Annotated in this window: 13 protein-coding genes and 4 tRNA genes; 10 read left to right on the top strand and 7 right to left on the bottom strand. The window is 70.8% G+C overall.

The genetic code is table 11. The annotated features are described in order from the left end of the window. The 3 genes from Q0Q23_RS01255 to Q0Q23_RS01245 form a co-directional block, all read right to left on the bottom strand. A partial coding sequence (locus Q0Q23_RS01255) for a thiolase family protein (protein ID WP_295118054.1) occupies positions 1 to 979 on the bottom strand: 979 nt, incomplete at its 3' end. A 71-nt stretch (positions 980 to 1,050) separates the two neighbouring features. Beyond that, positions 1,051 to 2,247, bottom strand: coding sequence for an HRDC domain-containing protein (locus tag Q0Q23_RS01250; RefSeq protein WP_295118051.1), 1,197 nt, complete (start codon positions 2,245 to 2,247; stop codon positions 1,051 to 1,053). After that, positions 2,240 to 2,836 carry a DUF3000 domain-containing protein gene (locus tag Q0Q23_RS01245; protein WP_295118049.1) on the bottom strand — a complete coding sequence of 199 codons (597 nt, stop codon included), beginning with the start codon at positions 2,834 to 2,836 and terminating at the stop codon, positions 2,240 to 2,242. Before Q0Q23_RS01245 ends, Q0Q23_RS01250 begins: the two co-directional genes overlap by 8 nt. A gap of 101 nt (positions 2,837 to 2,937) precedes the next feature. Between Q0Q23_RS01245 and Q0Q23_RS01240 the strand changes: the two genes are divergently transcribed. Continuing rightward, positions 2,938 to 4,155: a S9 family peptidase gene (locus Q0Q23_RS01240; RefSeq protein WP_295118046.1), complete on the top strand. Its 1,218-nt coding sequence runs from the start codon at positions 2,938 to 2,940 to the stop codon at positions 4,153 to 4,155. Beyond that, positions 4,152 to 5,213, top strand: coding sequence for a S66 peptidase family protein (locus tag Q0Q23_RS01235; protein WP_295118042.1), 1,062 nt, complete (start codon positions 4,152 to 4,154; stop codon positions 5,211 to 5,213). Before Q0Q23_RS01240 ends, Q0Q23_RS01235 begins: the two co-directional genes overlap by 4 nt. On the opposite strand, the gene Q0Q23_RS01230 is transcribed toward Q0Q23_RS01235, so the two are convergent. Then, on the bottom strand, positions 5,210 to 5,644 hold the full coding sequence (locus tag Q0Q23_RS01230) for a SufE family protein (RefSeq protein WP_295118040.1): 435 nt from the start codon (positions 5,642 to 5,644) through the stop codon (positions 5,210 to 5,212). The genes Q0Q23_RS01235 and Q0Q23_RS01230 overlap by 4 nt on opposite strands. A 34-nt stretch (positions 5,645 to 5,678) precedes the next feature. Continuing rightward, positions 5,679 to 6,596: a sulfurtransferase gene (locus tag Q0Q23_RS01225; RefSeq protein WP_295118037.1), complete on the bottom strand. Its 918-nt coding sequence runs from the start codon at positions 6,594 to 6,596 to the stop codon at positions 5,679 to 5,681. A 137-nt stretch (positions 6,597 to 6,733) separates the two neighbouring features. On the opposite strand from Q0Q23_RS01225, the gene zapE reads away from it, so the two are divergent. The 5 genes from zapE to Q0Q23_RS01200 all read left to right on the top strand — a co-directional run bounded on the left by zapE (position 6,734) and on the right by Q0Q23_RS01200 (position 12,559). Continuing rightward, positions 6,734 to 7,789: a cell division protein ZapE gene (gene zapE, locus Q0Q23_RS01220; protein ID WP_295118034.1), complete on the top strand. Its 1,056-nt coding sequence runs from the start codon at positions 6,734 to 6,736 to the stop codon at positions 7,787 to 7,789. Between the two features lie 205 nt (positions 7,790 to 7,994). After that, positions 7,995 to 9,269, top strand: a complete 1,275-nt coding sequence (locus tag Q0Q23_RS01215) for an ammonium transporter (protein ID WP_295118031.1) — start codon at positions 7,995 to 7,997, stop codon at positions 9,267 to 9,269. A gap of 130 nt (positions 9,270 to 9,399) precedes the next feature. Then, the gene (locus tag Q0Q23_RS01210) at positions 9,400 to 10,641 is read left to right on the top strand and encodes an ammonium transporter (protein ID WP_295118028.1); all 1,242 of its coding nucleotides are present in this window, start codon (positions 9,400 to 9,402) and stop codon (positions 10,639 to 10,641) included. Next, the gene (locus tag Q0Q23_RS01205; RefSeq protein WP_295118025.1) at positions 10,580 to 11,140 is read left to right on the top strand and encodes a type II toxin-antitoxin system PemK/MazF family toxin; all 561 of its coding nucleotides are present in this window, start codon (positions 10,580 to 10,582) and stop codon (positions 11,138 to 11,140) included. Before Q0Q23_RS01210 ends, Q0Q23_RS01205 begins: the two co-directional genes overlap by 62 nt. A gap of 117 nt (positions 11,141 to 11,257) precedes the next feature. Continuing rightward, a complete protein-coding gene (locus Q0Q23_RS01200) occupies positions 11,258 to 12,559 on the top strand; it encodes an O-acetylhomoserine aminocarboxypropyltransferase/cysteine synthase family protein (RefSeq protein WP_295118022.1) in 1,302 nt (433 codons plus the stop codon). A gap of 101 nt (positions 12,560 to 12,660) precedes the next feature. Here Q0Q23_RS01200 and Q0Q23_RS01195 read toward each other — a convergent pair whose 3' ends face one another. Together Q0Q23_RS01195 and Q0Q23_RS01190 are read right to left on the bottom strand one after the other, a co-directional pair. Further along, the gene (locus Q0Q23_RS01195) at positions 12,661 to 13,836 is read right to left on the bottom strand and encodes a MalY/PatB family protein (protein WP_295118019.1); all 1,176 of its coding nucleotides are present in this window, start codon (positions 13,834 to 13,836) and stop codon (positions 12,661 to 12,663) included. Between the two features lie 92 nt (positions 13,837 to 13,928). Then, positions 13,929 to 14,004, bottom strand: a tRNA-Val gene (locus Q0Q23_RS01190). A gap of 186 nt (positions 14,005 to 14,190) precedes the next feature. Here Q0Q23_RS01190 and Q0Q23_RS01185 point away from each other — a divergent pair. From Q0Q23_RS01185 to Q0Q23_RS01175, 3 genes are all read left to right on the top strand, one after another. After that, positions 14,191 to 14,263 (top strand) — tRNA-Gly (locus Q0Q23_RS01185). A gap of 69 nt (positions 14,264 to 14,332) precedes the next feature. Continuing rightward, positions 14,333 to 14,403 (top strand) — tRNA-Cys (locus Q0Q23_RS01180). Between the two features lie 22 nt (positions 14,404 to 14,425). Further along, positions 14,426 to 14,497 (top strand) — tRNA-Val (locus tag Q0Q23_RS01175). Positions 14,498 to 14,778: the final 281 nt, after the last annotated feature.

Here is a 14,778-nt window from a genome sequence, read left to right as displayed (position 1 = left end):
AGTGGTCGAGGAACGACAGCACCTGGATGGCGAACGCCTCGTTCAGCTCGAACAGTCCGATGTCGTCGATCGTGAGCCCGGCCTTGCGCAGCGCCTTCTCGGTGGAGGGCACCGGGCCGAGGCCCATGATCTCCGGCTCGACGCCGGCGAAGGCGAAACTGACCATCCGCATCTTGGGCGTGAGGCCGAACTCCTTCACGGCGTCGGCGGAGGCCAGGAGGCTGGCGGTGGCACCGTCGGTGAGCGGCGACGAGTTGCCCGCCGTCACGCGTCCGTGCGGGCGGAACGGCGTCCTGAGGGTGGCGAGGCCCTCCATCGTCGTCTCCGGCCGCATGCCCTCGTCCTCGGTCGCGAGGCCCCAGCCCTGCTCGGAGCGGATGGCGACCGAGACCAGGTCGGGCTGGAGCTTGCCCGCGGCATAGGCCGCGGCGGTCTTCTGCTGGCTGCCCAGCGCGAAGCGGTCGGAGCGCTCCTTGGTGAGCGCGGGGAACCGGTCGTGGATGCGCTCGGCGGTCATGCCCATATTGAGAGCGTCCTCCGCGACCATGCGCTCCGACAGGAAGCGCGGGTTCGGGTCGGCGCCGAATCCCATCGGGTGGCGTCCCATGTGCTCGACGCCGCCGGCGATCACCAGGTCGTAGGCGCCGAACGCGATGCCGGAACCGAGCGTGGTGACGCTGGTCATCGCACCGGCGCACATCCGGTCGATCGCGAAACCGGGCACCGACTTCGGCAGCCCGGCGAGCAGCGCCGCGGTGCGGCCCAGGGTGAGTCCCTGGTCGCCCTGCTGTGTCGTCGCGGCGATGGCGACGTCGTCGATGCGCTCCTTCGGCACGTTCGGATTGCGCTCGAGCAGGCCGATCATGGCCTTGACGACCAGGTCGTCCGCGCGTGTGTTCCAGTACTGCCCTTTTTCGCCCGCACGTCCAAACGGAGTACGGACTCCGTCGACGAACACGACTTCCGTTCTATCGGCCACAGTGCCTCCCAATCAGGTCGACATCGATCCTAAGGAGGCCCGCAGCCGGGGCGGGAATCGTTTGATTCTTCCTACGAAGCGGCTTCGGACGAGTCGTCGGGCGTTTGGCGGCTTTCCACAAACGCTTGGGCGATCGACTGTGAGGTTGCCTCAATCTGCCAGCGACGTGCGCCGTGTTCGGCGAGTGCCTCGGCGATCGAGGACGGGGTGACCTCGGCGGGCGGAGACCACGCGACACGGCGGAGCGTATCGGGGGTCAGCAGGTTCTCCAGCGGTATCGAGAGCTGCTCCGCCAGCGTCGTCAGCGCCGCACGGGCACCCTTCAGCCGCGCATCGGCCTCCGGGTTGCGGTCCGCCCAGGCGCGCGGCGGCGGCAGGCTCTCGCCCGTGCCGCGCAGCACCGGGAGGTCGTCGGTGGTGCGCCCGGCCTCGATGGCCGCCCACCAGCGGTCCAGTTCCGTGCGGCTCGCGCGCCCGGTGAACTCGCGCATCGCGGCCAGCGCGCGCTTGCTGTCCGGCATCGCCTTGGCGGCGGCGGTCAGCGAAGCGTCCGGGACGAGTCGTCCCGGTGCGACGTCGAGCTGGCGGGCCAGCGCGTCTCGGCTCGTCCAGAGCTCGCGCGCGACCGCGAGGTTGCGGATGCCGCGGATGGAGTGGATTCCGGACAGCCGGCGCCACGGCTCGCTGCGCTGCACGCTCAGCGCGCGGGTGAGCTCGTCGGCGAACTCCTGCCGCGCGATCTCCGTCTTGCCGGCCTCGACCAGGAGTGCGGCGATGGCGTCGCGCAGGTCGGGCAGGAGCTCGACGTCGAGCGCCGCGTAATCGAGCCAGGGCTCCGGCAGCGGGCGCGTCGACCAGTCCGCCGCACTGTGCTCCTTGGCGAGGTGGATGCCGAGCAGCTCCTCGACGACCGTGCCGAGCCCGACGCGCGGCATCCCGAGCAGGCGGGCGGCGAGCTCGGTGTCGAAGATGCTCACGGGGTCCAGGCCGACCTCACGCAGGCAGGTGAGGTCTTGAGTGGCGGCGTGCAGCACCCACTCGTCGCCGGCGATCGCCTCGTTCAGCTCGTCGAAGCGGCCGATCGCGGGCGGGTCGAACAGGAACGTCCCCGAGCCGCGCCGGAACATCTGGATGAGGTAGGCGCGCTGCGAGTAGCGGAAGCCGCTCGCGCGCTCGGCGTCGACGGCGATCGGTCCGTCGCCCGCGACGATCAGATCGACGGCTGCGCGGTAACCGTCGCGGGTGTCGATGACCGTGTGCTCAGCCACGCGGTGACCGTCTCGTCGTCAACAGGCTCACGCCCTCCCCGGTCGGTGGGAGGCCGGCCAGCATGCAGAGGAGCTCGCCCCAGCCTTCGACGTGCGCGGCCAGGTCGGTCTCCAGCGGGCTCCACGAGGCCCTGAGCTCGATCTGGGCGCCGTCGCCCTGGCTGGCGAGCTCGCCGAAGCCGGTGGAGATGATCTTGGTCGCTGTGCCGCTCGCGGCGGTGTAGCGGGCGTGCCGGGCGTCGAGGGCGTCGACGAGCCACGACCATGCGACGTCCGCGAGGAACGGGTCGAGCCCGATGTCGGTCTCGAGCGGCGCCTGCGCGAAGCAGACCACCCGGAACGGTCCGCCCCACGCTTCGGGCTCGTCGGGGTCGTAGAGCAGGATGAAGCGGCCGGTGCCGAGATCCGAGTCGTCGCCGTGCCGCGCCGGCCGCACGTCGGCGGCCAGCGCGACCGAGAACGGCGCGAGCTGGGCCGGCGCGGGGATCTCCGTGACCACGAGCTCCGGGCGTGCGTGAGCGCTGCGGATGGACTGCAGTGCCGCCGCATATTCTCCTGGGAGGTGCGGGGTCGAGGTTGGTGTCGACACCTTACGAACACTAGAAGCCTTTGCGGGCTCGCATCGGTAAGGCACGCCGCCTGGGGATGTCCTGAAGACGTGGGCGCGCGCCCCCGGCTACGCTGTGCCCCATGGCGGCGACCAGCAACGGACCGGGCGGACACAGCGCGTTCGGGAGGGCGGTCGGACTGACCGCCGCGCTCGCGGGAGGGCTCGTGCTGGTGACCGCGGCCGGTGCCGCGTACGCGATGGCCCGGGTGGCGCGCACGGTGATCACACCCGTCCGCAGGCGGCCGCAGCGCGAGCTCGTGCGCGTCGTCGACCGCGCGGGCGGCGCGATCACCCTGCGGGACACGCCCGACGCCGCGATGCCCGGTCGCTTCGGCCTCTGGTTCGGCTCCGAGTCGGGTCACGCCAAGCTCGGCGGTCTGCTGGAACGCCGCGACGGCGAGGTCGTGCGGGAGCTGGAACGCGTGGAGTTCGGCGACCTGGGTCCCGGCCGGGCGCGCATCAGCGGCTACTACTACCTGGATCCGGAGGAGCTGGGCCTGCCGGTGACGAGCGTCGAGATCGACACCGACCTGGGATCGGCGCCGGCGTGGGTGTTCCCTGCTGCCGCCGAGGCCGGCTCCGACCGCTGGGTCATCCAGGTGCACGGCTGGGGAGCCACCCGCCAGGAGGGTTTGCGTGCGGTGCGCACCTTCCACGACGCCGGATACACCTGCCTGCTCGCCTCCTACCGCAACGACGGCGACGCGCCGGAGAGCGCGGACCGGCGCTACGGGCTGGGCGGCACGGAGTGGCGGGACATCGACGCCGCGATCCGCTATGCCGCCTCGCAGGGCGCCCGGTCGATCGTGCTGATGGGCTGGTCCATGGGCGGGGCCGTCGTGCTGCAGACCGTGACCCGTTCGGAGAACCTCGAGCTCGTGACGGGGCTCGTGCTGGAGTCGCCCGTCATCGATTGGATCGACACGCTCGAATACCAGGCCAACCTGCTGCGCCTGCCCGACCCGATCGCGCGCGGCGCGATCCGGCTGATCGAGGCCACCTGGAGCGGACCCATCACCGGGCTCGGAGCGCCGATCGACCTGCGCAGCATGGACTTCGTCGCGCGAGCGGCCGACCTCAGCCTCCCGATGCTCGTCCTCCACAGCGAAGACGACGGGTTCGTGCCGGACACCGGTTCGCGTGCGCTCGCCGCCGCGCGCAGCGACATCGTCACCTTCGTGCCGTTCACGGTCGCACTGCACACGAAGCTCTGGAACTTCGACGAGGCGAAGTGGACGGGGGCGATCCGGGAGTGGTTGGCGGCGCAGGGCCTGGAGGCTGAAGGCCCGCGCGCGTGAGCTGCCCGCACCGGCCCGTCCTCCCTCCCGTGGCGCACGCCGGCGATCGAGTCGCCGTGGTGTCGCCCTCGTTCGCCGCACCGGGGCGCTGGCCGACGGTGCACGAGCAGGCGCTGCGCAGGATCCACGAACTCACCGGGCTGATCCCCGTGGAGTATCCGACCACGCGTCAGCTGGGGGCTTCGCCCCAGGAGCGCGCACGAGACCTGAACGCCGCCTTCGCCGATCCGGACATCCGCGCGGTCGTCGCGACGATCGGAGGCGATGACCAGCTCCGGGTGATCCCGCATCTCGACCGCGGTGCCGTGCTGGCGGATCCGAAACCGTTCCTCGGCTACAGCGACAACACCAACCTCCTCAACTGGTTGTGGAGCACGGGCGTCGGCGGGTTCTACGGCGGCAGCACTCAGGTGCAGCTGGGGCCCGGGCCGCAGGTGCACGACATCCATGCGCGATCGTTGCGTGCCGCCCTGCTGGGTGGCGGGAGGATCGAACTGACCGACCCGGGGGAGTCCGAGGACGTCGGCGTCGACTGGGGCGACCCGCGTGCGCTCACGGAGACGGGAGAGCGCGAGCCCACGGACGGCTTCGGCTGGGCCGGTCCCGAGCGCACGGTCAGCGGCCCGACCTGGGGCGGTTGTCTGGAGGTCGTCGACTGGATCCTGCTCGCAGACCGCTTCCCGTTCGCCCCGGCCGCCCTCGAGGGCGCCGTGCTCCTGCTCGAGACCAGCGAACTCACGCCGCCCGCCCACTGGGTGCGCTACACCCTCCGGGCGCTGGGGGAGCGCGGCCTCCTCGCGCCGCTCGCCGGCGTGCTGGCCGCGCGCCCGCCGGCGAGCACTCTCGAGCACACGCCGGGCGCACGCGAGCGGGAGGCGTTCCGCACAGCCCAACGCGACGCCGTGATCGACACGGTCGCCGAGTACAACCCCGACGCGGTCGTGTGCGTCGGCGTGCCGTTCGGTCACACCTCGCCGCAGTGGATCGTGCCCTACGGCGGCAGCGTCACCCTCGACGGCGTGCGCAGACGGGTGTTCGCCGACTACAGCAGGGCCTAGGCCGCCGCTTTCGCGCGCACCTGCCGCTTGGTGCGCCCGAGCAGCGCCGACATCCCCCGGATGCGCAGGGGCGAGACCGCCTGCGTCAGGCCGAGTGTGTCGGGGAAGTCGTCGGGAACCGCCAGCACCTCGTCGGCCGTGAGGCCCGCGAGGCCCTGCACCAGGATCGACGCGAAGCCGCGCGTGGTCGGCGCCTCCTTGGGCGCGGTGGCGTAGAGGTGCACGATGTTCGCGTCGTCCACCTCCACGAAGATGAACACCGGCGCCTGGCACTCCTCGACCCGTTCCAGGAGGTCGGGGTGGTCGCGGTAGCGCTCCGGGAGGTCGGGCAGCTCGTCGGAGAACTCCAGCAGCAGCTGGAGGCGGTCGTTCTGCTCCAGCGCCTGGAAGTCGTCGCGGATCTCGGCGAGCGTGCCGGTGAGGGCGGTCATCTCTCCAGGCTACCGTCGCCGGAGGCCGGGGAGATCAGCGCGCCGGCACCTCGCCGGGCTCGGTGCCCGTCACGATCGGAACGCGCACGGCCGAGCCCCACTCGGTCCACGATCCGTCGTAGTTGCGCACGTTCTCGAAGCCCAACAGGTGGGTGAGCACGAACCAGGTGTGGCTGGAGCGCTCGCCGATGCGGCAGTACGCCACGACGTCGTCGCCGGGCTTCAGCCCCGCGTCGCCCAGGTACACGGCCTCCAGGTCGGCGCGGCGCTTGAACGTGGCATCGGGCGCGGCGGCGCGCGCCCACGGCACCGACGCCGCCGAGGGGATGTGGCCCGCGCGCAGCGCACCCTCGGTCGGGTAGCCCGGGATCTCGGTGCGCTCGCCGCTGTACTCTTCGGGCGACCGGACGTCGATCAGCGCCGCACCGCCCGAACGCACGCGCTCCAGGTGCGCGAGCACGTCCTCCTTGAAGGCGCGGATGGTGTGGTCGTCGCGCTCGACCACCGGGTACTCGACCGGCGCCGGCGACGGGACGTCGCGGGTGATCTCCCGGCCCTCGGCGATCCACTTGTCACGGCCGCCGTCGAGCAGCCGGACATCCTCGTGGCCGAAGAGGCTGAACACCCAGAGCGCGTAAGCGGCCCACCAGTTGTTCTTGTCGCCGTAGATCACCACGGTGGTGTCACGGGCGATCCCCTTCGACCCGAGGAGCTCGGCGAAGCGCTCCGGGCTCACGTAGTCGCGGACGACCGGGTCGTTGAGGTCGGTGTGCCAGTCGATCTTGACCGCTCCCGGGATGTGGCCGGTGTTGTAGAGGAGGATGTCCTCGTCGGACTCCACCACGACCAACCCCGGCTCGCCGAGGTGCTCCGCGAGCCAGCCGGTGCTGACCAGCCGTTCGGGGTGGGCGTAGCCGGCGAAGTCGGACGACGGGTCGGTGGCGATGGCCATGCTGCTGATCCTTACGGCTTAGGCTGGAACCCTGCGAGTTCGCGGGGCGCGACCTCCAGGCTACGCGGCGCGCCGCACCAGGAGGGCGTCCCGTCAACACTTCGACACACAAACGACGACCGAAGGTGCACCCCGCCATGACCCTCGAGACGACCGGAGCCCTGCCCCGCCTCGCCGACCGCTCGCCGCAGATCACCGGCGCTGAGATCGCCGCGAGCCTGGTGCCGCCGTCGCAGTTCGAGCACGCCACCTTCGACTCCTACCGCCCCGACCACGACTACCCCTCGCAGTCGGAGGCCGTCGCCACGCTGAAGCTGTTCGCCAAGTCGTGGGAGCCGCAGCGCCCGGCCGGCCTGTTCAGCCGCAGCCGCAAGAAGGTGGAGGCCATGAAGCCGGGCGTCTATCTCGACGGCGGCTTCGGCGTCGGCAAGACCCACCTCCTCGCGGCGCTCTGGCACGAGGCGCCCGGGCCCAAGTACTTCGGCACCTTCATCGAGTACACCGCGCTGGTCGGCGCACTCGGCTACGCGGGCGCGGTGCAGCTGCTGCGCGGCTCCACTCTCATCTGCATCGACGAGTTCGAGCTCGACGACCCGGGCGACACGATGATGATGACGCGCATGCTGGGCGAGCTGGTCGCCTCCGGAACCCGGATCGCCGCGACGAGCAACACCCCGCCGAACGCCCTCGGCGAGGGGCGGTTCGCCGCGAGCGACTTCCTGCGCGAGATCCAGTCGCTGTCGTCGAACTTCCAGACTCTGCGCATCGACGGCCTCGACTACCGCCGCCGCGACACGTCCGGTTCCGCCGTCACTGTCGACGCGGCAGAGTACGAGCGGGCGCTGACGGCGCTCGCCGGCCGCGGCGAGACGGTCACCAGCGACACCTTCGACACGCTCATCGCACACTTGGCGACGGTGCACCCGTCGCGCTACATCAAGATGCTGGACGGCGTCGACGTCATCGGTCTCGCCGATGTGCACGTGCTGCACGACCAGATGGCGGCGCTGCGCCTGGTCGCGTTCATCGACCGCGTGTACGACGCCGAGATCCCGATCGTGCAGACCGGCACCCCGCTCAGCGAAGTCTTCGACGACGAGATGCTCGGCGGCGGGTACCGAAAGAAGTACCTCCGCTCCGTGTCGCGCATGATCGCCCTGACCGCGGGCGAGCTGCCGCCGCACGACGACTGAACGCGCCCTCCTCTCCTCGGCGGATTGGGGGAGCGACGAAACAGACTGTTTACACAACTCGGGATCGCGTAACACCGACGAAACACCCGCATCCCGCACCCGAAACCTCGCGAGAACAGACTGGCTCCACCCCGAAGCGCCCGGCTCGGCTCCGATGAGCTCGAACCCACCCCCAGGGCGTCGCACAGAGAGGTAGAGATCCGGCATGGTGTTGCACACAGCAGCGGACTACGCATCCACAGGAACCGTCAACTCCTTGTGGCTGCTCGTGGCCGCAGCACTCGTTCTTCTGATGACGCCCGGCGTCGCGTTCTTCTACGGCGGCATGGTCCGCGCCAAGAGCGTGGTGTCCATGATGATGATGAGCTTCGGCGCGATGGCCATCGTCGGAGTGCTCTGGGTCGTCTACGGTTACGGCCTGTCGTTCGGCAAGCCGCTCATCCCGCACGTCCTCGGCACGCCCGACCTGTTCCTCGCCAGCCTGATGGGCAAGGACGGGATCACCCCCGACCTCGGCGGCCTCGCGTTCGCGGGCTTCCAGGCCACCTTCGCGATCATCACCGTCGCCCTGATCTCCGGCGCCATCGCCGACCGGGCGAAGTTCGGCGCGTGGATGGTCTTCGCGGGCATCTGGGTGACGGTCGTCTACTTCCCGGTCGCGTACTGGGTGTTCAACCTCCAGGACGGCTGGATCGCCTCCGTCCTGCACGTGAACGACTTCGCCGGCGGCACCGCGGTGCACATCAACGCCGGTGCCGCGGGCCTCGCCCTCGCCCTGGTGCTCGGCAAGCGCGTCGGCTTCTCGAAGGGCATGAGCAAGCCGCACAACGTGCCGCTGACCCTTCTCGGCGCGGCGCTGCTGTGGTTCGGCTGGTTCGGCTTCAACGCGGGCTCCGAGGCCGCGGTGGACGGTGTCGCGGCCATCGCCTGGATCAACACGCTGGCCGCTCCGGCCGCCGCGACCATCGGCTGGCTGATCGTCGAGAAGATCAAGGACGGCAAGCCCACCTCCATCGGCGCCGCATCCGGTGCGGTCGCCGGTCTGGTCGCGATCACCCCGGCCTGTAACATCCTGACCCCGGGCTTCGCGATCCTGCTCGGCCTGGTCGCCGGCGCCATCTGCGCCGTCGCCATCGACCTGAAGTTCAAGCTCGGCTTCGACGACTCGCTGGACGTGGTGGGCATCCACCTCATCGGCGGTGTCGTCGGAACGCTCTGGATCGGCTTCTTCGGGTTCACCCACGTGGACGGCGACGCCTCCAAGCCGTTCTCGAGCCTCTGGTACGGCGGCAGCTGGTCGCAGCTCGGGGTGCAGGCGCTCGGCGCCTTCAGCGTCCTGATCTACTCGTTCGTCCTGGCCTACGCCATCGGCTGGGTCATCCAGAAGACCATGGGCTTCCGGATCAAGAACGAGGACGAGCTGGCCGGTGTCGACACCGTGGTGCACGGCGAGGAGGGCTACTCGCTCGAGACGGTCTGACCGCTCAACAGCACGTCGACGGGGTGTCGCCTTCGGGCGGCACCCCGTCCGCCGTATCCGCCCGCGGCACCATCGGTGCTCGTGCCGGGCCGCTAGGGTATTGCCTGCACGAGACTGGCGAAGGAGCGGGATGGTCGCGACGAGCGAGCAGGTGGACGCGCTGCTGCTGTTCGTCTGCGGAGCGCTCACGCTGCTGATCCCTCCGGGGCTCGCGTTCTTCGTCGGCGGCCTGAACGGGCGATCGGCGGCCTCCCGCGCCCTGCTGTTCGCACTGACGGGGACGGCGACGACCGTCCTGCTCGGGGTGCTCGGGGGCTACGGGATACTCGCCGGGTCCCCGTGGATCGCGCACATCGTGGGGACGCCATCGCTGGACCTCGCGACCGGCTTCGGCGCGACGGGCGCCCACGGTGCAGCGGGCGGCCGCGGCGGCTCGCTCTACGCGCTGGCGCACGCCGGCGCGCTCCTGGCCGCCTGTTCGGTGTCGGTGGCGATCGTCGGGGTCGCCGTCGCCTCCCGGATCACGCTGCGCGCGTGGCTGGTGTTCACCGTGCTCTGGTCGGTGCTGGTGCTCTATCCCGTCGCGTACGCGGTGTTCGCACTCGACGACGGCTGGGCGACCGGCGTGATGGGTGTCATCGACTTCGGCGGGGCGCTCCCCATCGGGGTCGCGGCCGGAGCCGCGGCAGCCGGGGTGATCCTCGCCTGCGGTCGCGGCGAGCACCGCCGGCCGGGCGAGCGGAGCTTCGGTGCCGTCGCGATCGGCGGAACACTCGTCTGGGTCGGCTGGCTCGGCCTCACCACCGGATCCGAGGGCGCCGTCGACGCGTACACGGGGCTCATCGCAGTCAACTCCTTTCTCGCCTCGGCCGGAGGGTGCCTCGCCTGGATGGTCGTCGACCGCGTGCTGCTGAGGCGGCCCACGACGACGAGTGCGTTGTGCGGCGCCTTCTCCGGGCTCGTGGCGATCACTCCGGCGTCGGGCGTCCTGACCCTCGGCTGGTCGCTGCTGCTGGGCGTCATCGCCGCCCTCGCCTGCGCGACCATGGTCGACGTCGCCGCACGGGCCCGGTTCGGCGCCTCGATGACACTGATCGTGATCGTCACCGTGGCGAGCATGGTGGGCCTGCTGTACATCGGACTCTTCTCCAACGGCGGCGGGATGGTGGACAGCGGGAACTTCGACCTGTTCACCGCCCAGGGCATCGCGGGGTTCTCCGTGCTGATCGGATCGTTCCTCATCGCGCTCTGCATCGCGCTCGCGCTCCGGTACACGATGGGGCTCACGCGCGTCGGCTATCGTGCTCGGAATGAGCCGACTGCTGAACGCGATCGCGAGACTGTTCCGCCCGGCGCCGTCCACGAGCGCTGACCACCGTGGCCTGACGGCCGCCCCCACGCGGTCGGGACCGGCGCAGTCCGGAGCAGTGCGGGGCTTCAGCGGTGCGGAACCCGGCCGGACCGGCGTCGACGCCACGAGCGAGGTCGATCCGAGCCGGCTTCCGGGCCTCCGCACCTCCTACAGCCCCCGGATCGACGGCGACCCCGACCCCGGCGAGGTCGTCTGGACGTGGGTCCCGTTCGAGGAGGCCGACGGGCGCGGGAAGGACCGGCCGGTACTGGTGGTGGCCGCGGAGCCGGGAGACTCCGTGATCGCCGTGGCCCTGACCAGCCAGGCGCACCCGGGGCGGCCGGAGTACGTCGCGATCGGCTCGGGCCCGTGGGACGGCCAGGGCCGCCCGAGCTTCGCCCGGATCGACCGGGTCTTCCGTGTGCACACGACCGGCATGCGGCGGGAGGGGGCCGCTCTGGACGTGCGCCGGTACGCCACCGTGCGCGCCGCTCTGCGGGAACGGTACGGCTGGCGCTGAGTCCGGCCCCGTCCGCGAGCCGGGCGGCGCAGCGCGGCGCCGCCCTCGGTCGACGCTCCGTGACGAACAGTGAAGGTCGCCGCCACGCCGAAGCCTGCCCGTCGCTACAGTGGCCGCATGCCTGACGACTGTTCGCGCTCCCAGGACTTCGAGACCCGCCAGATCCATGCGGGAGCGATCGTGGACGCCCAGACCCGCGCCCGCGTCACGCCCATCTATCAGACCGCCGGGTACGTCTTCGACGACTTCGAGGACGGCGAGGACCGGTTCGCAGGCCGCAGCCCCTACCGCGCCTACTCGCGCAACGACAACCCCACCAACGCGGTGGCCGGCCGCCGCATCGCCGACCTGGAGGGCGGAGTCGACGGTGTCGTCGTCTCGAGCGGCCAGGCCGCCATCGCCGCCGCGATCAACGCGCTCGCCGCGTCCGGCGACCACGTGCTGGCCACGCGCTCCCTCTACGAGGGCACCCAGGAGATGTTCCGCGGCATCCTCAAGCGCCAGGGCATCGACATCGAGTACGTCGACGACGACGCCTCCGAGGAGGAATGGTCGGCGCGTTTCCGCCCGAACACCAAGGCCGTGTACACGGAGACTCTGCCGAACCCGCTGAACCAGGTGGTCGACATCGCGCGCCTGGCCGCCGTCGCGCACGCCGGGGGCGTTCCGCTCGTGGTCGACAACACGGTGCCCACCCCCTACCTGTGGCGACCGATCGAGGACGGCGCGGACATCGTGATCCATTCGACCTCCAAGTGGTTGTCCGGTCACGGCTCGGTGATCGGCGGTGCGGTGGTCGACGCGGGACGTTTCGACTGGTCGGCCCACGCCGACCGGTTCCCGCAGCTGACGGAGCCACCGCGCCCCGGGGTGGCGTCGTTCGTCGAGCGCTACGGCCGCGCTGCGCTCCTGGCCTATCTGCGTGCGGTGATCGTGCTCGAGTACGGACCGACGGTGCCGCCGCTCAGCACGTTCCTGCTGCTGCACGGCATCGAGACGCTGTCGGTGCGGATGGACCGGCACGTGCAGAACGCCCAGGCCGTCGCGGAGTGGCTGCAGGAGCGGCCCGAGGTCGCCCGGGTGCACTATCCCGGTCTCGAGGGCGATCCGTATCGCGAACTCGCCCTTCGCTATCTCCCGCGCGGCGCGGGCTCGATCGTCTCGATCGACCTCGCCGGCGGCAGGGCGGCCGCGCGCCGCTTCCTCGACGCGCTGGAGCTGATCACCCCGATGACGCACATCGGAGACGTCCGCACGCTGGCGATCCACCTCGGCAGCACGATCCACGCCAAACTCAGCGAGGCCGAGCGGCTGGAGGCCGGGATCACTCCCGGCCTGGTCCGGCTCTCCGTCGGTCTGGAGAGTCCCCGCGACCTCCTCGATGACCTCGACCGGGCCCTGAACGCGATCGACGCCTGACTCGGCCCCGCGACGTGGGGTCGCAACACGCCGCTCCGCGCCGGCGGGCGCGGCGTGTTGCGACCCCCGTTCAGCGTCAGCCGGCGAGGGCGAGTCGGGCGTCAGCCGGCGAGGGCGGGGGAGTGGACCGCGGCGAGGGTGCGCGCGATGCGCTGCACGGCCTCCACGACCGTGGACGGGTCGCAGGCGAGGTTGATGCGGGCGAAGCCCCTGCCTTGCTCGCCGAACGCGAGCCCGGAGTTGAGGGCCACCCGGCCGACGTCGATGAGCGTGCGGGCCGGGTCGTCGCCGAGGCCCGTGGAACGGAAGTCGAGCCAGGCCAGATAGCCGGCTTCGGGGTGTACGAGCTGGACGTCCGGCGCGTGCACGGCGAGCTCCGTTTCCAGCAGCCGCACGTTCTCGACGATCTGGTCGAGCAGGCCGTCACGCCAGCGCAGACACGATAGCGCCGCGACGTTGGCGTGCAGGCCGAGGATGCTCGTGCGGGCCGCGAGCTCGTCCGGCAGCCGGTGGAGCAGTCGGGCTGTCGCAGGCTCGGCAGCGACGATGACTGCGCACTTCAGGCCCGCGAGGTTCCACGCCTTGCTGGCGGACGTCACGGTGGCGGAGCGGGCGCCCGCGGCGCGGGCGACGGGTGCGAACGGGATGAAGCGGGTGCCCGGGTGCGCGAGCGGGGCATGGACTTCGTCGCTGACGACGAACACGCCGTACCGGGCGGCGAGACGCGCGAGCGCCTCCAGGGTGCGGCGGCTGTGACATCGTCCCGTGGGGTTCTGCGGATTGCACAGCAGCATCGCGTCCACCCCGGAGGCGAACGCGGCCTCCAGCGCGTCGAGGTCGAGCGCCCAGCCGGCGTCCTCGCGCAGCGGCACCGTCACGGCGACCGCGTCGGCCTCCTCGATCATCTCGAAGAAGGGCGGGTACACCGGAGGCGTCAGGACGACGCGGCCGCCCGACTCCGGCAGCACCAGTCGCAGGGTCTCCACGACGCCCACCGTGACGTCGGTCGCCAGGTGCACCCATTCCGGGTCGACGCCCCACGACCACGAGCTCCAGGCGAAATCGGCGAACGCGGGCGCGAGCGGGCCGGCGGAGTCGAGGTAGCCCGTGTCGGAGTTGCGCAGCGTGTCGGCCACCCGATCAAGGATCGCCTGCTCCACATCGAAGTCCATCTCGGCTACGAACACCGGCAGGACGTCGGCCGGGTACCGGCGCCATTTGATGCTCGACCTGGACGCGAAGAGCTGCTCCAGGGGGCGTGCCGGCGTGAAGCTCATTGGGACAGGCTGCCGCACGGCGGCCTCCGACGCGAGCGCGGGTGTCACGGAACGTAAGAAGGGCCTCCGATCATCGGAGGCCCTTCTTCAGGTGGTGGGCGATACCAGACTCGAACTGATGACCTCTTCCGTGTGAAGGAAGCGCGCTACCAACTGCGCCAATCGCCCGTCGCTGCCGCCGGACGCTTCCGGCTGCGAGTCTCGATACTAGCCGACCGCGACCCCCGATTGCACATCGGGCGGCCTATCGGGCGTTGCGCGTCGCGACACACCCGGACGGCGCGCCTGGTTTTGTCATCGGAGCGGGGATCGGCTAAAGTCATTCAAGTGCCGCGGGAGACCGGGGCGCGAAATGCGGATGTAGCGCAGTTGGTAGCGCATCACCTTGCCAAGGTGAGGGTCGCGAGTTCGAGTCTCGTCATCCGCTCGAGTCGGCCCGGTTTCCTCGGATTCCGGGCCTCTCGAATACGGTACGGTTCTTCCGTGTTGTGGCTTCGGTGGATTGGCCGAGAGGCGAGGCAGCGGCCTGCAAAGCCGTATACACGGGTTCGAATCCCGTATCCACCTCGATCCTGATTCGTTCAGGCTCGGGCGATTGGCGCAGCGGTAGCGCGCTTCCCTGACACGGAAGAGGTCACTGGTTCGATCCCAGTATCGCCCACCGAGAGAAACCCCCGGAAAACCGGGGGTTTTGTCGTTGCAGCGCGCTCCGTGTCTACGTCCTCAGCGAGCGTCTCAAGTGTCCCAAGGGCATCGACCGGTCAGCCCCCCACTCGGCGCCCCCGGTGGTCTCCCACCCGTCGGGGACCTCATCGGGCCGTGTCCGGGTGTCGCCGCCGATGTGTCCGGCCACCGTGCGAGCGTCGGCGCCGCTGCACGTCTCGTGCCCTCGCCTGCCTCGCGACCCGTTCGACAGCGTGGAGGCGCGGCTCCGGCTGCTGC

It is taken from the genome of uncultured Leifsonia sp., assembly GCF_945957465.1.
In the GTDB taxonomy this organism is placed as follows: Bacteria; Actinomycetota; Actinomycetes; order Actinomycetales; family Microbacteriaceae; genus Leifsonia.
Note: the sequence above shows the minus strand (reverse complement) of the source record. Positions and strands in the feature narration are given on the sequence as shown.